Source organism: Defluviimonas aquaemixtae (genome assembly GCF_900302475.1).
Taxonomy (GTDB): Bacteria; Pseudomonadota; Alphaproteobacteria; order Rhodobacterales; family Rhodobacteraceae; genus Albidovulum; species Albidovulum aquaemixtae.
The window spans coordinates 1-23,301 of the sequence record NZ_OMOQ01000003.1; the positions used below are offsets into that span (position 1 = coordinate 1).

The 23,301-nt window shown below is 65.3% G+C and carries 26 protein-coding genes and 1 tRNA gene; 12 read left to right on the forward strand and 15 right to left on the reverse strand.

Features of this window, described 5'->3' with window-relative positions:
• The first annotated feature begins 349 nt into the window (after positions 1-349).
• Positions 350-589 carry a sulfurtransferase TusA family protein gene (locus tag DEA8626_RS15060; RefSeq protein WP_108854081.1) on the forward strand — a complete coding sequence of 80 codons (240 nt, stop codon included), beginning with the start codon at positions 350-352 and terminating at the stop codon, positions 587-589.
• A 9-nt stretch (positions 590-598) separates the two neighbouring features.
• Here the strand turns inward: DEA8626_RS15060 and DEA8626_RS15065 are convergent, their stop codons facing one another.
• From DEA8626_RS15065 to DEA8626_RS15085, 5 genes are read right to left on the reverse strand one after another with little or no spacing between them, the layout of a single operon-like run.
• Positions 599-1,870, reverse strand: coding sequence for a molybdopterin-binding protein (locus DEA8626_RS15065; RefSeq protein ID WP_108854082.1), 1,272 nt, complete (start codon positions 1,868-1,870; stop codon positions 599-601).
• Positions 1,867-2,727 carry a molybdopterin guanine dinucleotide synthesis gene (locus DEA8626_RS15070; protein ID WP_108854083.1) on the reverse strand — a complete coding sequence of 287 codons (861 nt, stop codon included), beginning with the start codon at positions 2,725-2,727 and terminating at the stop codon, positions 1,867-1,869. The genes DEA8626_RS15065 and DEA8626_RS15070 overlap by 4 nt, the downstream gene beginning before the upstream one ends.
• Positions 2,724-3,218: a molybdopterin-guanine dinucleotide biosynthesis protein B gene (gene mobB / locus DEA8626_RS15075; protein WP_108854084.1), complete on the reverse strand. Its 495-nt coding sequence runs from the start codon at positions 3,216-3,218 to the stop codon at positions 2,724-2,726. Before mobB ends, DEA8626_RS15070 begins: the two co-directional genes overlap by 4 nt.
• Complete coding sequence (gene mobA / locus DEA8626_RS15080; RefSeq protein ID WP_108854085.1) at positions 3,215-3,820, reverse strand: molybdenum cofactor guanylyltransferase MobA; 606 nt, start codon at positions 3,818-3,820, stop codon at positions 3,215-3,217. The genes mobB and mobA overlap by 4 nt, the downstream gene beginning before the upstream one ends.
• Positions 3,813-4,685 (reverse strand): formate dehydrogenase accessory sulfurtransferase FdhD, encoded by an 873-nt coding sequence (locus tag DEA8626_RS15085; RefSeq protein ID WP_108854632.1) that lies wholly within the window; start codon positions 4,683-4,685, stop codon positions 3,813-3,815. Before DEA8626_RS15085 ends, mobA begins: the two co-directional genes overlap by 8 nt.
• Before the next feature lie 71 nt (positions 4,686-4,756).
• Here DEA8626_RS15085 and DEA8626_RS15090 point away from each other — a divergent pair, with 71 nt between their 5' ends.
• Positions 4,757-5,266: a DUF2478 domain-containing protein gene (locus DEA8626_RS15090; protein WP_108854086.1), complete on the forward strand. Its 510-nt coding sequence runs from the start codon at positions 4,757-4,759 to the stop codon at positions 5,264-5,266.
• A 10-nt stretch (positions 5,267-5,276) separates the two neighbouring features.
• Here the strand turns inward: DEA8626_RS15090 and DEA8626_RS15095 are convergent, their stop codons facing one another.
• The 7 genes from DEA8626_RS15095 to DEA8626_RS15125 form a co-directional block, all read right to left on the reverse strand.
• Positions 5,277-6,206 (reverse strand): AEC family transporter, encoded by a 930-nt coding sequence (locus DEA8626_RS15095; protein ID WP_108854633.1) that lies wholly within the window; start codon positions 6,204-6,206, stop codon positions 5,277-5,279.
• A 13-nt stretch (positions 6,207-6,219) separates the two neighbouring features.
• Entirely contained in the window at positions 6,220-7,020 is an 801-nt protein-coding gene (locus DEA8626_RS15100; RefSeq protein WP_108854087.1) for an MBL fold metallo-hydrolase, read from the reverse strand.
• Between the two features lies 1 nt (position 7,021).
• Entirely contained in the window at positions 7,022-7,828 is an 807-nt protein-coding gene (locus tag DEA8626_RS15105; protein WP_108854088.1) for a TatD family hydrolase, read from the reverse strand.
• 81 nt (positions 7,829-7,909) lie between these two features.
• Positions 7,910-9,049, reverse strand: a complete 1,140-nt coding sequence (locus tag DEA8626_RS15110) for a DNA polymerase III subunit delta' (RefSeq protein ID WP_108854089.1) — start codon at positions 9,047-9,049, stop codon at positions 7,910-7,912.
• Positions 9,046-9,657, reverse strand: coding sequence for a dTMP kinase (gene tmk, locus DEA8626_RS15115; protein WP_108854090.1), 612 nt, complete (start codon positions 9,655-9,657; stop codon positions 9,046-9,048). Before tmk ends, DEA8626_RS15110 begins: the two co-directional genes overlap by 4 nt.
• Before the next feature lie 8 nt (positions 9,658-9,665).
• Entirely contained in the window at positions 9,666-10,811 is a 1,146-nt protein-coding gene (locus DEA8626_RS15120; protein WP_108854091.1) for a D-alanyl-D-alanine carboxypeptidase family protein, read from the reverse strand.
• A 20-nt stretch (positions 10,812-10,831) separates the two neighbouring features.
• Positions 10,832-11,866 carry an SPOR domain-containing protein gene (locus tag DEA8626_RS15125; protein ID WP_146188881.1) on the reverse strand — a complete coding sequence of 345 codons (1,035 nt, stop codon included), beginning with the start codon at positions 11,864-11,866 and terminating at the stop codon, positions 10,832-10,834.
• Positions 11,867-12,105: 239 nt separating this feature from the next.
• Between DEA8626_RS15125 and DEA8626_RS15130 the strand changes: the two genes are divergently transcribed.
• Positions 12,106-12,196 (forward strand) — tRNA-Ser (locus tag DEA8626_RS15130).
• Between the two features lie 135 nt (positions 12,197-12,331).
• Here the strand turns inward: DEA8626_RS15130 and DEA8626_RS15135 are convergent.
• A complete protein-coding gene (locus DEA8626_RS15135; protein ID WP_108854634.1) occupies positions 12,332-12,700 on the reverse strand; it encodes a DsrE family protein in 369 nt (122 codons plus the stop codon).
• A gap of 107 nt (positions 12,701-12,807) precedes the next feature.
• On the opposite strand from DEA8626_RS15135, the gene DEA8626_RS15140 reads away from it, so the two are divergent.
• The 8 genes from DEA8626_RS15140 (at position 12,808) to DEA8626_RS15175 (ending at position 20,680) form a co-directional block, all read left to right on the forward strand.
• Positions 12,808-13,755 (forward strand): AraC family transcriptional regulator, encoded by a 948-nt coding sequence (locus DEA8626_RS15140; protein ID WP_281261500.1) that lies wholly within the window; start codon positions 12,808-12,810, stop codon positions 13,753-13,755.
• A gap of 836 nt (positions 13,756-14,591) precedes the next feature.
• Positions 14,592-15,008: a hypothetical protein gene (locus DEA8626_RS15145; protein WP_181366466.1), complete on the forward strand. Its 417-nt coding sequence runs from the start codon at positions 14,592-14,594 to the stop codon at positions 15,006-15,008.
• Positions 15,005-16,360, forward strand: coding sequence for a GAF domain-containing protein (locus DEA8626_RS15150; RefSeq protein WP_108854094.1), 1,356 nt, complete (start codon positions 15,005-15,007; stop codon positions 16,358-16,360). Before DEA8626_RS15145 ends, DEA8626_RS15150 begins: the two co-directional genes overlap by 4 nt.
• A 119-nt stretch (positions 16,361-16,479) precedes the next feature.
• Positions 16,480-17,388 (forward strand): GNAT family N-acetyltransferase, encoded by a 909-nt coding sequence (locus tag DEA8626_RS15155; RefSeq protein ID WP_219929211.1) that lies wholly within the window; start codon positions 16,480-16,482, stop codon positions 17,386-17,388.
• 27 nt (positions 17,389-17,415) lie between these two features.
• The gene (locus DEA8626_RS15160) at positions 17,416-18,342 is read left to right on the forward strand and encodes a sulfotransferase domain-containing protein (RefSeq protein WP_108854095.1); all 927 of its coding nucleotides are present in this window, start codon (positions 17,416-17,418) and stop codon (positions 18,340-18,342) included.
• 128 nt (positions 18,343-18,470) lie between these two features.
• A complete protein-coding gene (locus DEA8626_RS15165; RefSeq protein ID WP_108854096.1) occupies positions 18,471-19,574 on the forward strand; it encodes a hypothetical protein in 1,104 nt (367 codons plus the stop codon).
• Entirely contained in the window at positions 19,571-20,125 is a 555-nt protein-coding gene (locus tag DEA8626_RS15170; RefSeq protein WP_219929212.1) for a c-type cytochrome, read from the forward strand. Before DEA8626_RS15165 ends, DEA8626_RS15170 begins: the two co-directional genes overlap by 4 nt.
• A gap of 81 nt (positions 20,126-20,206) precedes the next feature.
• Positions 20,207-20,680, forward strand: coding sequence for a GFA family protein (locus DEA8626_RS15175; RefSeq protein ID WP_108854097.1), 474 nt, complete (start codon positions 20,207-20,209; stop codon positions 20,678-20,680).
• Between the two features lie 272 nt (positions 20,681-20,952).
• On the opposite strand, the gene DEA8626_RS15180 is transcribed toward DEA8626_RS15175, so the two are convergent.
• Positions 20,953-21,384, reverse strand: coding sequence for a nuclear transport factor 2 family protein (locus tag DEA8626_RS15180; protein WP_181366467.1), 432 nt, complete (start codon positions 21,382-21,384; stop codon positions 20,953-20,955).
• A gap of 85 nt (positions 21,385-21,469) precedes the next feature.
• Positions 21,470-22,105 (reverse strand): sulfotransferase family protein, encoded by a 636-nt coding sequence (locus tag DEA8626_RS15185; RefSeq protein WP_108854099.1) that lies wholly within the window; start codon positions 22,103-22,105, stop codon positions 21,470-21,472.
• Positions 22,106-22,218: 113 nt separating this feature from the next.
• On the opposite strand from DEA8626_RS15185, the gene DEA8626_RS15190 reads away from it, so the two are divergent.
• On the forward strand, positions 22,219-23,181 hold the full coding sequence (locus DEA8626_RS15190; RefSeq protein ID WP_108854100.1) for a LysR family transcriptional regulator: 963 nt from the start codon (positions 22,219-22,221) through the stop codon (positions 23,179-23,181).
• Positions 23,182-23,301 lie beyond the last annotated feature (120 nt).

Genomic DNA, 23,301 nt, shown 5'->3' on the forward strand with positions numbered 1-23,301 from the left:
GATACTCGATCAGAAGATCCCGCCGCCGCGGACCATCCCCCAACAGCGCCCGAACCTCCGCCCAGGCCCCGTCCTCCAGCTGACGACCCTTCGGAACCCGACGACCCCGGCCCCGACCAGACTTCCAGACACCGCTCCGATCATCCAAGGACATCTTTGCCGTCCATCTCCCTCACGTCGCCTTAGCGAGTCCACACCTTCGGACCGGTCCTGTCAAATCGGCCGGACAGCCGACCGTCGGAAAAGGAGCCGCTGCGATTTCCGATCGGCGTCAGGCCGACGCCCATGTGTCGCACGGGGGCACCGGGGCCGATGGACAGGAAGCGTCGTTTTCAGTATCCGCAGCGCCATGGACTGGGATCAGGAACTCGATGCGCGCGGGCTGTTGTGCCCGCTGCCCGTGCTCAAGGCGCGCAAGCGGCTGGCCGGCATGGCGCCGGGCGCGATTCTCAGGCTCGTCTCGACCGATCCGGCGGCGGTGATCGACGTTCCGCATTTCTGCGTCGAGGCGGGGCACGAGCTGATCGGGACGTCCGAGCACGATGGCGAGCAGGCCTATCTCATCCGGCGCGGTGGCTCGAAGGGCTGAGGCGGCCCGTCAGAGGCCGAAGGCGGAATAGGGAAGGAACATGACCGGCGTGCCCGGCGCGATGTCCATCGCGTCGTCGGGCAGTTCCACCAGCCCTTCCGCCCAGCTCAGCCCGCTGATCCGGCCCGAGCCTTCCGAGGCGAAGACTTCCGCCCTGCCGTCGCTGCCGATCCTGGCGCGCAGATATTCGCGCCGGCCTGCCTTCTTGGCCTTCGTGAAGCCCGCCGGCACCGTGAAGGCCAGAGGCCCCGTCCATCCCGCGCCGGACATGAGCGCCACGGCGGGCCGCGCGAAGATCAGCGCGCAGACGAAGGCCGCGACCGGGTTGCCGGGCAGGCCGAAGACGGGAACGCCCTGCCAGAGCGCGAGTGCGAGGGGGCGGCCGGGCTTCATCGCGATTCGCCAGCTCGTGAGCTTGCCCTCGGCGCGGAGGAGAGCGGAGACGTGATCCTCGTCCCCCGCCGAGGCGCCGCCGGAGGTCAGGATCAGGTCCGCCTCCGCCGAGCCGCGGTCCAGCGCGCGCCGGATCGCGGCGGGATCGTCGCCGGCATGGCCGAGGTCGACGGGATCGGCGTCCCACTTCCGCGCGAGCGCCAGAAGCATCGGCCGGTTCGCATCGTAGATCTGGTGCGGAAGGGCGGTGCGGGAGGGATCCGCCACGATCTCGTCGCCGGTCGAGAGGACCGCGATGCGCAGCTTACGGAAGACCCGGACGCGCGCGATGCCGAGCGCGGAGAGAAGGGCGAGGTCGGGGGCGCGGAGCACGCGGCCCGTGGGAAGCGCGACTGCGCCTTCGGAGACGTCCTCGCCTGCCTTGCGCGTGTTCGCGCGCGGCTTCGCCGGGCCGTCGAAGGCGACCGTGGCGCCGTCGGTGGCGCAATCCTCCTCGAGCACGACCGTGTCGACGCCCTCGGGCAGAATCGCGCCGGTGAGGATGCGGATGGCGTGGCCCGCCGGCACCGTGCCGTCGTACGGCTGGCCGGCCGCCGCGCGGCCCGCGACGAGCGGCAGGCGCTGAACGCCCTCACCCGTGGCGGCATGCGCGAAGCCGTAGCCGTCGACCGCCGAATTCGCGCGCGGCGGGTTCGAGCGGTGCGCGAGGGCAGGCTCGGCGAGGACGCGGCCGAGGCCATCGGCGACGGCGATCTCCTCGACCTGTTCGACGGGCACGAGCGCCGCGCGCAGCCGCGCCAGCGCGTCCTCGACCGGCACCCAATCCACGCCCTGCGGCATCGCGAAGCAGTCGTCGCGCAGGCGCGGGGGGATCAGGTGACCGCTCATGCGGCCGCCTCGGCTTGCGGAGCCGGCAGGCCGAAGATCCAGCCCTCCTCGCGCCGCGCCGGGGCGGGCACATCCGCGAGTGTCGCTTGCAGCGTTGCGGTCCGCTGCATCGCCGCGATCCGAGCCGCGAGGACACGCACCTGCACCGCGTCCTTGATGTCGCCGGGATCCGTCTCAGCGGCGATTTCTCTGGCGTGGAGCGATGGCCAGACCTCGACGACCGCGATGGGTGCCGTGAGCTTTTCAAACGGCCAGACCGCGACCTGTCCGGCGAACCTGGCGCGCAGGCGCGACAGGCAGGCCAGACCGGTCATCACTTGGCCGCCCACCGCGCCCGCGCCGCCCATCTGCCAGCAGGTGAAGGCGCCGGTCGCCAGCTGTTCGCAGCGCCGCCGTTCCGGCATCCCGTGGCCGGAGCGCGCACGGCCCTTGCGCGGCAGGCCCGCGATCTCCTCCCGCAGGCCGTTGAACCAGAACGGGCCAGTGCCCGGGAACATCTCGTTGAGCCGCCCGGCGAGGTGGAAGCGGTTGTTACCTTCGGGCCCGTCGGCGAGGTTCGCCGCAAACCAGTCCCAGAGCGCGAACGGATCGTCGCGGCCCGTGACGCGCCGCGCGAAGCCGTCAGGATAGCCGAAGGGAAAGTCAAAGCCCGCGAAGGTGCGCCGACCCGCCGCCGCTTCTTCCTCGAACAGACGGATCAGCCAGTCCTCGGCCACCTGCCGGTTGCGGAGGTAAACGGGGGCTTCCGCCTCGCCTTCGCGGGTGACGGCGGCCCAGATTGCGTCCTTGCGGGGGCGCGGGCCGGTGTCCCGACCGCCCGTCCAGTCGATGACGGCAATGGTGTCGAACCCGGTCACAGCCCGACCTCAGCCAACACGAAATCGGCGATCGCGGCGGTGTCGTTCAGGTCGAGGACAGGCACTTCGCTGCCCTCGGGGCTTGTGTCCGACGCCACCGCCCGGATCGTGGGATTGGCGCGCGCGAGAAGCGGATGGCCCGTCCCGGCCCGGTGCGTCTCGATCTTCGGATGGGCCTCGCGCTTGTAGCCCTCGATCAGCACCAGATCGACCGGCGAAAGCCGCGCCAGCAGGTCGCCGAGGGGCGGTTCGGGCGCGCCCCGCAGCTCGTGCAGGAGCGCCCAGCGGATGGGCGAGGCAACGAGAACCTCCTGCGCCCCGGCTTCGCGGTGGCGGTAGCTGTCGCGTCCCGGCTGGTCCAGATCGGCCGCATGGTGGGCATGCTTCACGGTCGAAACCGAGATCCCTCGCCGCGTGATCTCGGCCACGAGCCGTTCCACTAGGTGGGTCTTGCCGGAATTCTTCCAGCCGGTGACGCCGTAGAGCCTCATGCGATGAGCCTCTCGGCAGTTTCGATGTCTTCCGGCGTGTTGACGTTGAAGAACGGATCGAACGGGTCCGAGGCGAATTCGGCGGTGCCCGCGCCGTGGCGGTCGGTCCAGAGGACGATCTTCCTCAGCCCGCCGTCGAGCGCGGCGCGCAGGTCGTCCCTCAGCGCAACCGGCCAGAGCCCGAAGGTGGGGTGCTGGCGCAGCCGCCCCTCGGCATCGGGGCTTGCGGCGAGCGCGAGGCCGGACGGGCCTGCGGCGGCACGCAGCCGCGCGGCGAGGTCTGAGGGGAAGAACGGCGTGTCGGCGGCGACCGTGACGATGGCCTCCGCCCCGAGGCTCTCGGCCCAGTCGAGCCCGGCGAGCACACCGGCGAGTGGGCCGGGATGGTCCGGCAGGCTGTCGGACAGCACCGGCAGGCCAAACTCGGCGAATCGAGCAGGGTCGCCGTTCGCGTTGATGGCGACGGGCGCGCATTGCGGGGCGAGGCGGGCGATAACCCGGTCGAGCAGTCGCTCGCCCGCGATCTCGCGCAGGCCCTTGTCGCCGCCGCCCATCCGCGTCGCGCGGCCGCCGGCGAGGATGATTCCGGGCAGGTCAGTCATCGCCCGCTGCCTTCCGGCGGTGCTTGGCGCCTTCCTCTGGCACCGCCGCCGGATCGGCGTCGCGCACCAGCCGCTCCTCGCCCGAGAGGCAGACGAAGCGCTGGCCCCGCATCCGCCCGATGAGCGTCAGCCCGACTTCGCGCGCGATCTCCACGCCCCAGGCGGTGAAGCCCGACCGCGAGGCGAGGACCGGAATGCCCATGAGCGCCGTCTTGATCACCATCTCGGAGGTCAGCCGCCCGGTCGTGTAGAGGATCTTGTCCGCCGCGCTCACGCCATGGCGGAACATGAAGCCTGCGATCTTGTCCACGGCGTTGTGGCGGCCGACATCCTCCATGTAGACGAGCGGCCGGTCGCGTTCGCAGAGGACCGTGCCGTGGATCGCACCCGCCTCGAGATAGAGTGACGGCGTCGTGTTGATCGCCTTGGCGAGCGCATAAAGCCAGCTCGTGCGCACTTCGGCATCAGGCAGGGTCAGCCCCTCGAGTCCCTCCATCATGTCGCCGAAAACGGTGCCGACCGCGCAGCCCGAGGTGCGGGTCTTCTTCCTGACCTTCTCCTCGTAGGAGGTCTGGCGCTCGGTCCTGACGACGACCGTCTCGATCTCCTCGTCGTAATCGACACCGGTCACGACATCGTCCGACCGAAGCATCCCCTGATTGCGCAGGAACCCGAGCGCGAGGTAGTCGGGATAGTCGCCGATCGTCATCGCGGTGACGATCTCCTGCGCGTTCAGGTAAATCGTGAGCGGCCGCTCCTCGACGACCGAAATCCGCGCCTCGGCGCCGGTGTGGTCGGTTCCGCTGACCACCCGCGTCAGCCGCGGGTCGGCGGGATCGGGCAGGATCGGCAGGGAAGGAGGCATCGCGCGGCTTTCGATTTGGCACGGCATCTTGTATGCCGGTCTTCCGAGTTTCAAGAGGATGCGGGCGGAACATGCTGGGCTACGTGGTCTCCGAGGGGCGCGGTGCGGCAGATCGCTGCCTCGCCGCCGTGGCGGAGCGTCTGCTGGCCGAGGGCTGGCGACTCGCCGGCGCCATTCAGGTCAATTCCGACCGTGCGGACTCGGCGCGGTGCGACATGGACCTGCACGTGCTCGGCCCCGACCGCATTGTCCGGATCAGCCAGAACCTCGGCGCGCTGTCCCAGGGCTGCCGGCTCGATCCGGCGGGCCTCGAACAGGCGGTTGGGCTGGTGGAACGCGCGCTCGACGCGGGGCCCGAGCTTCTGATCGTGAACAAGTACGGCAAGCAGGAAATCGATGGCCGGGGCTTCCGGCCCGTGATCGGGCGTTCGCTCGCTCAAGGCGTGCCGGTCCTCACGGCTGTCAATCAGGCGAGCCTCGACGGCTTCAACGCCTTCGCGCACGACATGTCGGAGCGGATCGCGCTCGACCGCGACGCGGTCCTCGGCTGGTGCAGGCGGGTCGCACGGTCGGCAGCCTAGGCGTCGCGTCTCAGCCGAGTACCGAGAGCCAGAAGGACACCGTCAGCACCGACAGCGCCGTCGCGAGCAGCACCGACGTGGCCGCGACGCGTTTCGCCACGCCGTACATGTTCGCGAAGATGTAGCTGTTGACGCCGGGCGCCATGGCGGCTGTTACGACCGCCGACCGGAGCGGCGCCTGATCGAGCGCGAAGCCCGTCCCGAGCGCCCACGTGATCGCCGGATGGAGCAGAAGCGCGACGGCACAGATGAAGAGGACGGTCATGAGGTCGCCCTCGGGCCGGTAGCGCACGAGCACCCCGCCCAGCCCGAACAGAGCGGCAGGGAGGGCCGCACGAACCATCAGATCCACCGCATCCGTGAAAACGCCCGGCAGGCTGACGCCCGACAGGTTGACCGCGAAACCCGCCGCGATGCCGATCATCAGCGCGTTGCGGAACATCGCCGTAAGGACATTGTGCACCATGCGAAAGACGCCGCTTCCGCCATGCCGCACGATCTCCATCACAGTGATGCCGAGCGCGTAGCAGAAGGGCGCGTGCAGCGCGACAATGGCGTAGTTGGCCGCCAAGGCGTCCGTCCCGTAGGCGCGTTCGGTGATCGGCAGGCCGAGCAGGACGGAGTTGGAGAAGAGGCAGCAGAAGCCGATGGCGACGCTGTCGGCCCAGGGCCGGGCGAAGAGGATGCGCGCGCCGAAGAGACCCGCGACGAAGCCCGCCGTGGCCCCGGTGTAGAACGACATAAGAAGCGGCCACTGGAAGGTCTGGCCCAGATCGAGCGTCGAGATCGCGCGAAACAGCAAGCAGGGGATCGCGAAGCCTTGGGTGAACTTCATCAGCCCCTCGACACCGGAATCACTGAAGACGCCGAACCAGACCGCAAGATAGCCGAAGCCGATGACCAGGAAGACGGGCAGCGTGACGTCGAGCAGCACGTCGATCGGCAGGATCACGTCAGACCTCGTATTCCAGCACCATCCCGTCATAGGCGGCGCTGACGTCGTCGGGCGTCTCGGCCTCCACCTTCGCGTGGTCGATGTCGATATGCATGTTTGTGAGAACCGCGCGTTTTGGCCGGGCGCGCTCGATCCACTCGAGAGTCAGTGCCAGATGGGCGTGGGTCGGATGCGGCCTGCGTCGGAGCGCGTCGACGATCCAGCAGTCGAGCCCGTCTAGATGGCTCTGCCAGACCGGCTCGGGGATCTTCAGGACGTCCGGCAAGTAGACCACGCCGCCGATCCGGAAGCCCAGCGCGTCGATGTCGCCGTGATCGACCTCGAACGGATCGAAGGTGATCTTGCCGCCGTTGCCGTCGATCACGACTGGCCCCTTGATTGTGTGCAGGTCGCAGATCGGCGGGTAGGAGGAGCCTTCGGGCTGCACGAACGCATAGGCGAACCGCGCCATCAACTCGTGCTGGGTCGCGCCGTCCGCCCAGACGGGGACGCGCGTCCGCGTCAAGAAAACGATCTGGCGAAGATCGTCGAGCCCGTTGACGTGGTCGGAATGCGAATGGGTGTAGAGGACCGCGTCTAGGGCGCTCACCTCCTCGCGCAGAAGCTGTTCGCGCATGTCGGGCGAGGTGTCGATCAAGACGCGAGTGACGCCGCCGCCGTCGATGCGCTCGACGAGGAGCGAGCAGCGCGTGCGCCGGTTCTTCGGGTTCCCGGGGTCGCATTCGCCCCAGAGCCCACCGATGCGGGGAACGCCCCCCGACGACCCGCAGCCGAGGATCGTGAACCGCATCCGCGCCATGTCAGGCCGCCTTCGCGGCGCGCGCCGCCTTGGTGAAGAGCCGTTCGAAGTTTGCCTCGGTCCGCGCCGCGAACTCGGCGTAGTCGAGGCCGAAGAGCTCGGCGCCGACCTTGGCGGTATGGACGGTGTAGGCGGGTTCGTTCCGCTTGCCGCGATGCGGCGGCGGGGCGAGGTAGGGGGCGTCGGTCTCGACGAGGATGCGGTCAACTGGAGCGGCGGCGAAGATGTCCCGCAGGTAGCCGCTTTTCGGGAAGGCCGCGATCCCCGACATCGAGAGGTAGAAGCCGAGATCGAGCGCGGTGCCGGCCAGTTCAGCGCCCGACGAGTAGCAGTGCATCACGCAAGGATAGGCGCCGTTGCGGTGTTCCTCGGTCAGAATTCGCGCCATGTCCTCGTCGGCCGCCCGAGCGTGGATAATCAGCGGCAGTCCCGTTTCCCGCGCCGCCGCGATATGGACGCGCAGCGACTTTTGCTGCACCTCGGCGCTCTCGGCCGTGTAGTGGTAGTCGAGCCCGCTTTCGCCGATGCCGACGAATTTCGGATGACACGCCAGAGCGACCAACTCGTCGACTGAAGCCATAGGTTCGTCCGCGGCGTTCATCGGATGCGTGCCGGCGGCATAGAACACCCCGTCTTGCGCCTCGGCGATCGCGCGGACCTGCGGCTCGTGCTTGAGCCGTGTGCAGATGGTGACCATCCGGTGGACGCCGGCCCGCTTCGCGTTACCGACGACCTCATCCAACTCGCCGGCGAAGTCGGAAAAGTCGAGATGGCAATGGCTGTCGGTGATGCGCGGGCTGTCGGTCATGACCTGCCTTTAGCCTGTTTTCTCGGCGATGAAAATCGCATTGCGGCGGCTGGGCATAGACGCCGCGAGGCGCTGCAGACGTCAGGCCGACACGAGTTCGCGCGCGGTCTCGTCGATCTTCAGGATCACGTCGAGGATCAGCGTCGCGGGATCGAGATTGACCGCCCTCCCATGCCGCGCCCGTGCGCCGAGTGTCTGCTGAAGCTCCGCCCACCGTCGGCCCGCGACTGGATCGGGTGCGAGGCGGGCGAGCAGCTCGGTTTCGCCCGGTGCCGCCTCGGATCCCGCCGCGCCGAGCGCGCCCCTGCGGGCGAGACGGGCGAGGAAGAGGTCGATCAGGGACAGAAGAAGGTCGAGCCGCTCCTCCGCGCCGCGCCGCGCGGCGGCTTCGGCCAGTTTCAGCGCCCTTGGCCGGTCGAGACGCGGGACCGAGCGGATCAGGTCCACGATCGCGGCATAGGTCTCGATCCCATCGAGATTGACCAGCCGGATCGCCTCGCCCACGGAGCCGCCCGACAGGGCCGACAGCGCCTCTCCGTCGCCCAGTTCGGCACCAGCCTGCCGCATCGCCTCCACCAGGTCGCTGGACGCGAGCGTTCCGAGCTTCAGCGCGCGGCAGCGGGACCGGATCGTGGGCAGAAGCCGCGAGGGCTGGTGGCTGACGAGCAGAAAGGTGACGCCGGCCGGCGGCTCTTCGAGCATCTTCAATAGCGCGTTCGCGGCGGCAATGTTCATCTCGTCGGCCGCGTCGACGATCACGACCCGGTGCCCGCCATCGGCTGCCGAGAGCTGAAGGAAGCTTCTGAGCTTCCGAACCTCGTCCACGGTGATCACTGTCTTCAGGCGCTTCCTGTCCTCGTCCCACGCCCGGCGCAGCAGGAAGAGCCGCGGCTCGGCCCCGGCATGGATGCGGCGCGCGACGGGGTGGCCAGCGTCAATGTCGAGCGACTGGGGCGCGGGTGGAGGCCCGGCATCTGCGAATAGGCCGCCTTCGCCGTCATCCGCTTTCGTGGCAAGCAGGAAGCGTGCGACCCGCCAGGCGAGCGTCGCCTTGCCGACGCCGAAGGGCCCCGTCAGAAGCCATGCGTGATGAAGCCGGCCGCCTGCATGGGCGTCGAGGAAGGCGGCCTCGGCCGTTGCCTGTCCGATCAGCCGGCCGGTGTCGCGCGGATGCGGTGCGCCTTCCACGCGGTCGGGTTCGGGAAGTGCATCGTCCGTCATGACAGGGCCCGTACCGCGATGCTGGCAACGTCGGCAGCGATTTCATCAGGAGCGCGATTGCCGTCGATCACGCGGCACCGTTCGGGAAACTCGTCCGCGAGCGCGAGGAAGCCCTCGCGCATGCGCTTTTGCAGATCGGCGCCGAAATCCTCGAACCTTTCCTCGTGGCCGTTGCGGCCTTTCGCGCGCGAGAGACCGGTCTCGGGATCCATGTCGATAATGAAGGTCAGGTCGGGCTCGCGCCGGATCATTAAGTCGTGAAGCTTGTCAACGACCTCCCGCAGATCGCCCCTAGACATGCCCTGATACATCCGAGTCGAATCGGCGAAGCGGTCGCAGATGACCACCTTTCCGGCCTTCAGAGCCGGCTCGATGACGCGCTCCAAATGGTCGCGCCGGGCAGCGGTGAAAAGCAGGATCTCCGTTTCCGCCGACCAGCGTTCGGGATCGCCCTCTAGGACCAGCCGCCGGATTTCCTCGGCGCCCGCGCTGCCGCCAGGCTCCCGCGTGAGAACGACGTCATGCCCCGCCGCGCGCAGAACATCCGCCAGGCGGCGGGCCTGGGTCGACTTGCCCGAGCCGTCGATCCCCTCGAACGTGATGAACATTGCCCGCGTCAGATGCCGATCTCGGCAAGAACGCGTTTCGACAGGACGCCGAAGGCGGTCCGGAGCCGCGTCGTGAAGCCGCCCCGCGGCACGGCCCGCTCGGCCACCAGCGGAATCGACACGGGCTCCACGCCCGGGATCTCCACGATCATTTCGGCGAGCTTCTGTCCTTCCTCCACGGGAGCCTCGATCGGGCCAGTGTAGACAATATTAGCCTTCAGCTTCTCGCGCGCGAGCGAAGGCAGGAGCAGCGACAGATCTTCCTCAACGACAAGCCCGACGCGCGAGATTTCGCCCAGCCAGATGTCAGCCTCCGAGATGCGCGTTCCCTTCGGCGCGATCGTTTTCTGAACGAATTCGCGAAACGCCCAGGTCACGATGCGCTCCGACTCCTCTGCGCGCTCACGCTCATTGGCCAGGCCGTTGACGGCAAAGACAATCCGGCGCCCGTCCTGAATGGCCGAACCGACAAGGCCGTACCCTGCCTCTTCGGTGTGGCCGGTCTTCAGACCGTCGGCACCGATGCCAAGCTTGAGAAGCGGATTGCGGTTGAACCGGTTGTCCGGCGAACGGCCGTCATAGGGAAATTCCGTCAGCGCGAAATAGCCATAGTATTCGGGAAACTCCTCGATCAGCCGGACAGAGAGTTGGCCGAGATCGTGCATGCTCATCCGCTGGTTGGGATGGGGCCAGCCATGAGAATTGGCGAAGGTCGAATGCTCAAGTCCCAGCGATTTCGCGCGTTCGTTCATCTTGCGCGCGAAGTCCTCCTCGGTGCCGGCCAGCCCTTCTGCCACGACGACGCAGGCATCGTTGCCCGAGAGAACGACGATGCCCTTGATCAGTTCCTCGACTGTGGGCCGGTCGGTTTCGTTCAGGAACATGGTTGATCCGCCCATTGCCTTCGCACGCGCCGAGACGGCGAAGCGTTCGTCGAGCCGCACCCGGCCGTCGCGCAAGGCTTCGAAGAGCATGTTCAGCGTCATCAGCTTCGACATAGACGCGGGCGGTAGCATCTCATCCGCGTTCTTCGAGAGAAGCACTGTGCCGGTCGTGACGTCATAGACCCAGGCGGCGCCCGCACGAGTCTCAAAGGCGCCGGCCGGCAGGGCAGTCGTGAGCGCGAGGATCAGAAGGGCGGCGAGACGGATCATGTTCGGGACCTGCGGCTCTTTCAATTCGTGACGGGATAGGCGTCGGGATAACCGATGCCCTTGACCCGCGCGGCCAGGGCGTCGCGTTCGGCCCCGCTGGCGGCCGGTCCGACGATCACGCGCCAGTAGGTCTTGCCCTGGCTTTCGTCGGGGATGATGGTTGCGGTCATGCCTGCAGCTTTCATCTGGCCCCCTGCGCGGTTGGCATTCGCCTCGGTGCTGAAAATGCCAATCTGCACATAGGCGCGCTGCAGCGAGGACGGCGCAGGGGCGGCAGGTGCGGCCGCGACGGCTGTGTCCACGTCTTCGGCGCGATCGATCGCGGCAGAGGCGGTGGCCGTGACGTCCTCGAGCGGGGCCTGCTCGATCGAACCCGACGCGACGCCAGCGGCCACGGGTTCATCCGTCACAGGCTCCTGCTTCGGCTTCTTCCGGAACAGTCCGAATAGACCGCGCTTGGCGGGCTTCGGCGCGGCAGCCGCGGGCGCAGGCAACGCCGCAGCATCGGTGGCACTCGCTGCGACGGCGCTTTCCGGATCAGGCGTGGCGGCGTCTGTGGGCGCCGCGTCTTCGGCAACCTCCGTCGCAGGTTCCGGCGCTGCAGGAGCTGGTGCCTGCGGCTCCTCGCGTCTCAGCGCCACGACGTTCAAATCGGCGGGCTGACCTGCGAGCATCCCAAGGGCTTCGGCAGCGTCGGACGAGACCTGGAGGCTCGGCCCGGGAGTGTCGCGCTCACGCCTGAAAAGCGCGCCCACCACCGATTTGCCATTCGTCGGGTTGCGGATCATAACGCGTTCCGGATCGATGACAGACGAATGCGCGACCCAGACACCGCCGAGCGAGGGGCGCCCGTCCCAGAGGCCCTCGCCGGACAATTGGAAGACGTCTGGCGCCTCAACATCCGCGCCCGCCGAGGCGCGCGACATTTCGGGCGGCACGATATTGTCAGATGAGCTGTTCGCTGCGCCGAAAGGCGAGGGTCCGCCCTCGCAACCTGCGACCGCCAAGATCACTGCCGCTGCCAGTGAGGCCCGCACCATTCCACGCCCTGTCATTCCTGCCCCCGTCCGCGCACGCCTGCCGCGCAGCGCTCAAACTGCCCCGATGATGAGATTGCCGGCAGACCCTGCGACCATACCCGCCAACCCTCACGCTCAACCGTCGCGCCTTCTGTCGCGCTTGGCGCGAGTTTAGCTGCTCCAACAGCGCAAGAAAAGGCTCGCAGGGCCATCTGGCGGAATTCGGCCCGACGCGCCTTTCAGAATCGCCCGCCGCTCGCTAAGTCGTCCGTGTCGGAGGAGTGGCAGAGTGGTTGAATGCACCGGTCTTGAAAACCGACGTAGGTCAAAAGCCTACCGTGGGTTCGAATCCCACCTCCTCCGCCACGAGTCGAACGAGCTTGCCATCGAACCGGAGCGGCATGCGCGCCGACCGATCCATCATCCCGCGACCGGTCATTGCGCCCCTTGTCGGCGCTTCGGACAAGACTGCCGCTCCCGCCTTTTCAAGGATCCGCTGCCTCAGAATGACAAAGTCGCGGCCCCATTCTTGATCTCCTCGTGAACGGCGCTGGCTCCCACGATCATGACGCCCGAGAGAAGGTCATCTTGCGTATAGCCGCGGGACTTCACACAGGGAGGGCATGCCCATATCGTGCCGCCGCGCTGCTGGAAGTCCGCGATCAGTTGCGCCAGCGGATCCAGCGGGGGGACATGCGTCATTGACTGCCCGTTGCGGCGTACCAGGTCGATGGCGGTGCTTGATAGAAATACACACACTTTCAGGCCCGCAGTAATCCCTCCGTTGGCGACGGTAAATGCGACGGAGGACAGTTCGGAGTCGATTCCCCTAGTGACCAGTACGACGAGTTTGTCGGTTTTAGCGTTCATGTTAACCTCGAAGTTGGGTATGTTTATTCGTACGGGCATGTAGCGCCACTTCGAGTGGTTTGGCTTTGGCTGGACGTCCAGAAGACTTGACCCCGAATCCGAACCAAGTGCGCAGAGACCCCGGCGCCCTGATTGCCTTGCTGTTGCGACGCGTGCGCATCACCGATTCGATGCAATATTGCTTCGTGCCATCCGGCGATTGGGAGACCGATGCCTCTCCGGCGCCTTACAAGCCGAAGGATGCGATCGGATTCCACATTCTCGCCGGGGGCTCTTGCTGGCTTGAGATCGGAAGTGAGCGCACGATGCTCCGCGAAGGCGATATAGCTGCGTTCCCGTTCGGAACCCTGCACAGGATCGGCGCTGGTTCGGGCGGATCGGAGATCGATCCCGGCGGCGCGCTTCCTCCAACGCCGTGGATCGAGACACCCGTCCTGCGATTCGGCAATTCCAAAAGGGTCGTCCGCATGCTCTGTGGTTACGTGCGTTGCGAGGCAACGCACTTTCGACCGTTCCGACGTTCGTTGCCGGAGTTCATCCATGTGTCGACCGCCAATGACGGCGATTGGCTCAGCGGCATCATCGCTCAGATCGTGCGCGAAGTGGATGTGCCCAGGCGCGGAGGGACAGCGATGCTTGAGCGATTGACCGAAATCGCCCTCCTCGAAGTGCTGCGTCGGCAGTTCCTGCAAGGCAGCGCCGGCTATGCCGGATGGCTCGAGGCAATTCAGGACCCCGTCGTCGGTCGTTGCTTAGACTTGCTTCATGGCGAACCGATGCGACCATGGACGCTCAACATTCTCGCTCGTGACGTCGGCGCGTCCCGCAGCGTTGTCGCAGACCGTTTCGCCGAGAAGTTGGGCATCGCACCCATCGCATATCTCCGCGACTGGCGGTTGTTTCTCGCACGCGAACGGCTGGTGCAAACCAACGTTCCGATAGCCTTGCTCGCCGCCGAGGCAGGCTACGCCTCCGAGGCAGCCTTCAACCGCGCCTTCGGGAGAGCGAACGGCCTTCCACCTGCTGCCTTTCGGAGGCAGAACAAGCCATCCTAGGCAGAGTCATACGCGGCCCCATAGCGCCTCAGTTGGAGATCACTAGACGCGGGTCATTGATCCCATCGTCACCGTCCCACGGTCTCCCTTCCAGACGTCGAATATTTGCTGATCGCCCGCGGGATTTCCCTGACGTTTCATTGTCGAATTCCTCAAGGATGCGTAGCCTTCGCGTTTGTCGCCAAAACGGTGCTGGTCGCCTTTGTAGACAGAATAGCGGGTCCAGCATCACCCAGAACTTACTCGCCAACGCGGAAATCGGGTGAATTGAGCCGATCTTCCACGGTTCTGGGCGAGGGCGACGAATGAAATCAAAGAGTTGGAGGGCAGTTGCAGAGACACTGAACGGGGAGTGCGTGCATCCCGAGCAGGTGCATTCTCGCGCCGATCGACGAACCCGAGCAAGAAGAATGAAAAACGCTGTCAGGATGCAAACACGAAGCACCGTGTCTTGTCGCGCCGGCCGAGCGGCGCTGCGGGGCGGACGATTGAGTCGAGAGTGAGACGCTCGAGTCCAGCACCGGCGGGGAGGACGCGCCGGATAAAAGATGCCGCCCCTGCTCGGTGGACACGACCCTGCCGGTTCGAGATGCACGAGGCGTGTTTCATTCCTTCTTCCTGCAACCTCTCAACAGTGCTAGTATTTCTCGGTTTCCAATTTGCGCCGAGACACTGCTCGCGATAACAGAGAACATCCTGGCTTGCCACGAGCCGATCAACCATCGAGTCCTTCCGAGGAACTGGCCGAGCGCCGCGGCTGGAGAGGTCCAACCTTAGCCAACGGCGTGCTCACTCCCGACCTCGCGGAGTTTTGCCAAAGCGGGATCAGCATCGTCATGGCAAGCCGTGATTCCTCCGGGCGACCGATCGTCGCCCGCGGTCTCGCCTGCCGCATCGACGGCGAGGGGCGAATTCGGGTGATGTTCCGTGAGCCGCCCAATCTGGACTTGCAGCGGGCGGTTGCGGCGGGGGCGCCGATCGCCGCGACATTCACAAAGCCCTATTCGCACCGCTCGATCCAGCTCAAGGCCGATCGCGCCGAAATTGTTCGCCCGGCTCCTCCGGATGGTCCTGCGGCATTCGCCCAGACACGCGCCTTCCGCGAAGAACTGGTCAGCGTTGGTTACGCCGAGACGCTTGCCTCCGGTTACACACGGTTCGAACTACATGAGCTTGCCGCTCTGGAATTCGTACCCGAGAGCGCCTTCGTGCAGACGCCCGGCCCGAGCGCAGGGAGCTCGTTGTCGCCATGACTAGTCCCTCGCTCGACGTTATTCGAAATTGCTTTGAAGGCATCGTGCCCGCAGTGCTCGCGACTTGCGATGCCGAGGGCGCGCCGAATGTCTCTCTCGTGTCGCAGGTCCACTACGTCGATTGCACGCGCGTGGCGCTGAGCTACCAATTCTTCAACAAGACGCGGCGCAACATTCTCGACACGGGCCTTGCAGCTGTGTCGGTCCTGGACCCCGAGAGCGTGACAGACTACCGGCTCGACCTCGTCTACAAGGAAACCCAGTCCGAGGGCCCGCTTTTCGAGATCATGAAAGCTAAACTGGCAGGTATCGCCTCGCATACCGGCATGGAAGGCGTGTTCCAATTGCTCGGCGCGGACATCTTCAGCGTCGTCTCGGTGGAAGCCACCTCGGGGCCATTTGTCTTGCCTCCGAGCTCGCCGCGAAATCTACTCTCCGCAGTCCGGCGAAGCTGGGGCGAACTGGGCGAAGCCCGCGAACTCGGAGCGCTCTTCGACCGCGCGCTCGATTGCCTCGGGCGCTACTTCAGCATCGAACACGCAATGATCCTTATGCACGACGAGGCGGCCGGCAGGCTCTTCACGGTCGCCTCTACGGGCTATGCCCTGTCAGGGATCGGATCGGAGATCGCGCTCGGCCACGGCGTCATCGGCGTCGCTGCGAGAGAGCGCGTGCCGATTCGGGTCGGCCATATGACCTCGGACTACAGCTATGGCGCTGCACTGCGCGACCAGGCGCTTGACCATGGCATCGAAGCCATGGACGCAACCCAGATACCCTATCCCGGCCTCCCCGCACCCGAGAGCCAAATCGCGCTTCCAATCGTAGTTGGGGGCCGCACCGCTGGCGTACTTTTCGCCGAAAGCCCTGAGCCGATGCGGTTTCGCTACGACGACGAGGACGCGTTGGCGCTCATCGCCGCGCGGGTCGGGGAGTTGATGGGCGCGGGCCTCGATGCCGTTGGGACGGAGAATGGCGCTCGTTCCGCGGCAGGAACGGCCGCACAGCCCATAAACGTGCGCCACTACGCTGCCGACAACAGTGTCTTCATCGACCATGACTACCTGATCAAGGGCGTCGCGGGCGCGATCTTCTGGAAACTCGTCTCCGAGCATCGCCAGACAGGGCGGTCCGAATTCACGAACCGCGAGCTACGTCTCGATCCCGCGCTGCGTCTGCCAGAGTTCGCCGAGAACCTCGAGGCGCGGCTTGTACTTCTGCAGAGGCGGCTAGTAGAGCGTTCCTGCCCGATCCGGATCGAAAAGGCTGGTCGCGGCCGCCTGAGGCTTTGCGTTCCCGGCACGTTGGTCCTCGAGGATATTCCCGCCGAAGACGGGAAGCTGACCGCTTAGTAAAAATTTAGCATTCCGTGCAGGGACTCTTACCGAGCCTCAGCGAAGGCATTGGTCTATTTCACTGCCCAGCGAGACCGGTCGCCGGTTTCGTTCTCCTTTCAAACCGAGTGATTGAAATGACCTTGCTCAAAAATTCCATTGTTGCTTCCGGGCCGGTTTACTCGGCCATCGAGATTCGTGAAGCCACGCGCGCCGATATCAGCGCGGTGGCGCGGATCATGTATGAGGCGTTCCGTAGGTTCCATGAGAGCCGTGGTTTTGCTCCGGATTTTCCTGACCTTGAAACGGCGACCGGGATCGCGGCGGGGCAGATCGAAGACCCGGCCTCCTACGCGATTGTTGCGGTGGCTGGCGACCGCGTTGTCGGGTCAAATTTCCTCACCGAAGGCGATCCGATCCGCGGGATCGGGCCGATCTCGGTCGATCCCGACTTCCAGGATGCGGGCGTTGGCCGGCTGCTGATGCACGCAGTGATCCGTCGTTCAATCTCGGCCCGGGGCGTCCGGCTCTTGCAGGACGCATTCAACACCAAGTCGATGGCGCTTTACGCGTCACTCGGCTTCCGAGTACGCGAACCCGTCGTCGTCGTGACTGGGCGCCCGCGCGACAACGTGCCGGCAGGATTGCAAGTCCGGCCGATGACGCCCACGGACCTGTTCGCCGCCGACACCCTTGCGCGGCGTGTGCATGGCTATGCGCGTGGGGCAGAGCTGCGCTCGGCGCTCGCACGCGGCACGCCGGTCGTGCTCGAGCGCGGCGGCAGGATCACCGGTTACATGACCATGCCGAAACTGTGGCTGCTCAACCACGCAGTCGCGGAGACGCAAGCTGACATGATGGCGCTAATACTTGGTGCCGGCGCGGTCACGGCTGAACCGATCAGCTTTCTCGTGCCAATCCGCTACGCCGAGTTCTTCCGCTGGTGCCTCGGCCAAGTGTTCGCAATCGTCAAGCCGATGACGCTCATGACGCGCGGCGAATACAGCGAGCCTCGGGGCGCCTGGGTTCCATCCGTACTCTACTGAATATTAATCATTTCTCGGAGAACCGAAATGAATTCGGACGCGATTGACTGGCCGCGTAAGACGCGGGAGATGCACAGTCACCACTTCGACTCGACGATCTGGAATGACTTCCGTTTCCGCCCCGACGACATCGTCATCGGCACCTATGCCAAGTCGGGCACGACGTGGATGCAGCAGATCGTGGGTCAGCTGATCTTCGCGGGTGCCGAGGATGTGAATGTGCCGGAACTTTCGCCCTGGCTCGATCTCCGCGTGCCCCCGAAGGACGTGAAGCTTCGGGCCGTCGAGGCGCAGGCTCACAGGCGGTTTCTCAAGACTCACCTGCCGGTCGATGCGCTCGTCTTCTCGCCCGAGGCCAAGTACGTCTATATTGGCCGCGACGGACGCGACGTGCTGTGGAGCATGTACAATCACCACGCGCGCGCCAACGCGGAATGGTACCGCGCTCTGAACGAGACGCCGGGCCTTGTTGGCGATCCGATCGCGCCGCCCCCCGTCTCGATCCGCGAATATTTTCACAATTGGCTCGACCGCGACGGGCACCCGTTCTGGCCATTTTGGGAGAACATCCGGAGCTGGTGGAAAGTGCGCAACCTGCCGAACGTGCTTTTGGTCCATTTCGCCGATCTGAAGACCGACATGGCAGGCGAGATCGCCCGTATCGCGAATTTCCTCGGCATCGAGGTGAATCCCGATCGTTGGTCCGCGATCCTCGAACATTGCAGCTTCGACTACATGAAGCGCAATGCCGCGAGGAGCGCACCGCTCGGTGGCGTCTTCTGGGATGGCGGAGCGGAGACCTTCATCCACAAGGGCACAAATGGCCGGTGGCGCGATGTGCTGACGCGAGCGGAAAGCGCGAAGTACGAGCGCATGGCGAACGATAAGCTCGGCTTCGAGGCCGCCTACTGGCTGGCTCACGGAATGCGTGCGAACCGTGTGAACGTCGCCTGAACGCACTGTCCGAATCCACCACATCCCGCATGCGGCGGAACTAATTTTCACCACCTGCGCCCCGGCGATGTGCACCGGGGCGTGCGGAGCCATCGTGTCGCTCTAAGAGTTTTCTCAGGATCCATCTCATGCGGAGCATTTTTCATTCGCTCAGGTTGGCTGCGACATTTTTGACTGGCCTGGCAGCGGTTCTCCTGTCCCTGCCATCGCAGGTATTGGAAGCAGGTGAACTCCCGACCGCTACAAGTCAGAACACGCCCGCCACGCTTTTCGAGACTGGCCTCTATTCAGATCCGGTCGCGCTAATCGTCGATCCGGGACATATCGCCTTCACGCCGCAATATCCGCTCTGGACCGACGGCGCGGAGAAGCGCCGATGGATTTCGCTGCCGGCGGGTAGTGCGATCGACGCGAGCGACCCGGACGCCTGGGACTTCCCGGTTGGCACACGATTCTGGAAGGAGTTTTCATTCGACGGCAAGAAGGTCGAGACGCGCTATATGCAGCGGCTGGCGGACGGCACATGGCTGTTCGCGAGCTATGGCTGGAGCGAGAACGGCCGCAGCGCCGAACTCGTGCCGGAAAAAGGCCGGAAGGGCGCCTATCCTCTCGGGGATGGGCGGTCACATGCAATCCCGGCCGCCGTCGATTGTCGTATCTGTCACCTATCCGGCCCGGTGCCTGTTCTGGGTTTCAGCGCGCGTCAACTCGCGACAGACGAGGATCCCGGTGCAGTCGAAGGTGATCCGACGCCGCATCTGAACCGGACTCTCGACGCGTTCGTCGCACGCGGCACCATCGCCGGGCTCGACGACCGGCTGCGCTGGGCGCAGTCGCCCGGCGGCTCACGGCTCGAACGCGCTGCGCTCGGCTATCTGCATGGCAATTGCGGGCATTGCCACAACAGGCAAGGGCCGCTTGCAGGCCTAGGGCTCGACCTGCGGCAATCTGTGGCAAACCCCCAAGAAGGCGCACTAGCAAGCGCGGTCGGATGGCCGCTCAAATCTCCGCCGCCCGGCCTCGTGCCCGGCACCGGTCTCCGCATCGCGCCCGGCCATCCGCAGCTCAGCGCCATCCCGCAGCGCATGGCCTCGCGAACACCCGCTCTGCAGATGCCGCCGCTCGGCACCACACTCGGCGACGCCGAGGGTATCGCACTCATCAATCGCTGGATCGCCGAGATGGAGACGGTCTCCACCGAGGCCCAGCACAAAGAAGGAGAAGAGAAATGATGAAGCAGCTTTTTCCGGCTATCGCCGTCGCCGTCACGGCGCCGGCGGCCGCATGGGCCCAGACCGCGTCAGCAGACGACAAGGTCAAACGGGGCGAGTATCTCGTCGCCACATCTGCCTGCCAAGACTGCCACACGCCGTTCAAGATGGGTGACAACGGCCCGGAATGGGACATGGACCGGATGCTGTCCGGGCATCCCGAGAGTGAGGTTATCACTGAGGGCGCGGCGCTTGCCGGACCCTGGGCGGCGGCCTCTTCGATGACCAACACTGCCTGGTCGGGTCCTTGGGGCGTGAGCTTCACCGCGAACCTTACGCCCGATCCGGAAACCGGGGTTCTGCGCGACTATAGCGAAGAGCAATTCATCCAAATGATGCGCACCGGGCGGCAATTGGGGCAGGGGCGGCCAATTCTGCCGCCGATGCCGTGGCCGGTCTACGGCCAGATGACGGATGAGGATCTGGGCGCGATCTACGCCTATCTGCGCCAGATCCCGGCCGTGCGCAACAAGGTGGCTGAACCTTTGCCGGCCGCAGCACCGGTCAATTGAACGGGACGCCGCCGCGCCCGCCAATCCCTTGCGGACGATCGCGGTGGCGTTCAAGCCCACTCACAACGACGGAGACGAAAGATGACGCTCAAAGACACGATCGCGGCGGGGCGGCCCGCCGGCGCGGCACCCGCCGTCTTGTCAGGTACCTGCTTCTGCGGAGAGGTGGGGATCTGCGTGTCCGGCGCGCCGGTCGAGATGGGCTATTGCCATTGTGCGTCCTGCAGGACCTATTCCGGCGCTCCATTCGTGACCTATGCGCTCTTTACCGAAGATCAGTTCACCGTGACAGCGGGCATGGATCTTCTTGGCAGCTGCAACAAGACTGGCATGAGCGCCCGGCGCTTCTGCCTGCGTTGCGGCGGCCACGTGATGACCGAACATCCGGGCATGGGCTTCACCGACATCCACGCCCCGATTCTGCCGGACCTTCATTTCCGGCCCGTCTGGCATCTCAACTATGCCGAGGCAGTGCTGCCAGTTCGTGACGGGCTGCCTAAGCTGCGGGACTTTCCGGCCCATGCCGGCGGCTCTGGCGAGAGGCTTACGGAATAGGTGCACAGCCTCCAAAGCCGCACTGCAGGATACTCGAAAGAGATGGAGAACGACGGCATGCGTCTTGGAACAATGGAGCGATGTGTCGTGCTGCTGAACTATAAAGGTGACCGGGCTATTGGCAATGCATGGCGCGAGTAGCGTATCGGCCCAATGCCTGCCCAAGGTTTTTTGCTCAACGTCTTTGAAGCGAGAGTGCCGACAGTCCGTGAACAACCGGAAGGCCCAGGCTTAGGGCCTTCCGCTTCTTTCGCCAGTACTTGTTGCGGGCATCACGCGGGTTCGCCGAGCCGATTGAGGATTTCAATCAAGGCCGGCGAAAGATCCGTGTGGTGATGCGCCAATTTCCACTCTCCACTCTCCCGCCGATAGACATTCGTCACGCGGTGATGGATCGGCGCCTCGCGACCACCGATGATCAGGGTCCCGGTCTCCACGCCCGATTCGACGGCCATGTCAGACCCTGCGTCGATCGATTGGTCGACGAGACGGATCTCTCCTCCGCCAGCGATTTCCGCGAGCTTGGAAAAGGAAGCGATCACGGTGTCATATCCGGCGTCACGACCCCCAATGGGGTGCTGCGCGGATACACTGCCACCACGCGCCCAGACATGCGCCATAGGCGCAGCATCGCCGTTGGTCATGCGGTTCAGCGCGGCGTAGAATCTTTCGGAAGCGCTGCAGATATCGTTCTTTGCGGACATGGTTGAACCTCCTGGCTCGGGGTGAGCGATGCCGTTCCCGGCTTGTGTCGGATGCAGTCTCACCAAGTGATGACGTGTGTTCGTTTCAGGTTGCGGGCTCTTCGGTCCCTGACTTGACCGCGGCGAAGAACTCCGCGCGCGGGTTTGTCTTCGGATAGGGCTCATCCGGGACCTCAACCGAAAGAAAGCGACAGAGCGGCTCCCAGCCGTCGCGTGCATCGAAAACGAGCGTCTGGCCGCTGGCCTCCAGATCACGTGCCGCCGCCACATTTGCGCGATAAGCCGCCAGAACACCCTCCCGATCCGTCGCGCCGCCCAGCGCCTTGCCGACAATCACCTTTTCGATCATCTTAAACCACGGACGCGCTCCATCTGGCCATGAGGCCTTGTCGAGGATCAGCGGCAGGATGGTCTGGGAAAAGCTCGCGTACCAGTCCTCGGGATCGCGATGCGAAAGGATGACCCTCGCGCTCGGATTGGCCGCAAGCGCGTCCGGCCAGAAAGCCGCGACCGGAAAGTCCACGGCCGAGCGGAAACTTGAGAATATCCGGGCGAAGTCCGGGCGCCCGTCTGCGGCTTCCGACCAAAGCCGGACCTGCTTGGGGTCGCCGATCACTTCGGACATGTGATGGCAGGGGCCGTAGCCCAACCGCTCCAGCGCCGACTTCAGGGAATAAGTCCCCGTCCGCCCGAAGCCCGCACCGATGATATCGAGTGCCATGGCGTCTGATCTCCTATATGAATACGATCAATTGCGATCGCTTGATGGACTCCAAGTAAAGGAAGCGTGGCCCAAATGTGCTATGTTTGTCGAACGAAACGATTTCATATCACATGAACGAAATCGATTTACATCGCGTGGACCTCAATCTCCTCGTCGTGTTCGAGGTGCTCATGGAGACTCGGAGTGTCACCGCAACCGCTGAAAAGATCGGGCGCACGCAGTCGGCCGTGAGCCACTCCCTCGCGAGGCTGCGGCAGCAGCTTCGCGATCCGCTGCTGGTCCGGGTCGGCGGGAAGATGGTGCCAAGCCCGTTCGCCGAGACGCTCATCGAGGATGTTCGGCCCATCCTTCGCGGCATCCGACGTGTGATCGCGCCGCGAAGCCTGTTCGATCCTGCCACGAGCGACCGTGTCTTTCGGATCGCCATGCCGACGCTCACGAAGGTCATCGCGGAGGTATCCGCCCGGGTCGAGGCCGAAGCGCCCAATGTGAAGGTTGAATGGCTGCCCGCACACCATGACGTCTACGCCGCGCTGAGCGAGGGGCTCATTGACCTCGCCCACCTCGGCGGCGAGCCGCGTCTGCCCGACGGGCTTGAAGAGCAGATCATGGAGCCGTTCTCCTGGGTGACTTTCGCGCGGCGTGGTCACCCGGCGTGCGACGCGTGGGGGATCGATGCCTGGCGCCGCTACCCACATCTCATGGTAAACGTGACGCGGTCGTCGCAGAGCCCGTTCCCGGTTTCCATTCAGGCGGATGTCGGTGCGCGTCGCGTCAGCGCCATGATCGGGGATTCCGCGGGCGTCGCCTCGCTGCTCGCGAACTCCGACTTCCTTGCGACTTTCCCGGCGATACTGCTTGCCTGGGAGTTGGAACCCCATGGGCTTCGCGCGATGAGGCCGCCCGTCGATCTGGGCCCGGTTCTCGTCCGGTTCTTTTGGAGCTCTCGGCTGGCCAACGATGCCGGAGGTATCTGGATAAGGTCGATCGTGATCGAGGCCTATCGGCGATTGCAGGCTGAGGCAGAGGCAATGCTGAATGTGGACAATCTGCTTCAGACCACAACCGATTGAAGGGCCTGTAGCCTCCGTCTCTTGGCACTGAGGGTACGCAGTGAGTTGCTGAACAAGCGGGCCCCAATCTCGCGGCGCGCGACCTGACGTCGCACTTTGCGGGCCTGCAGGCACAATTCG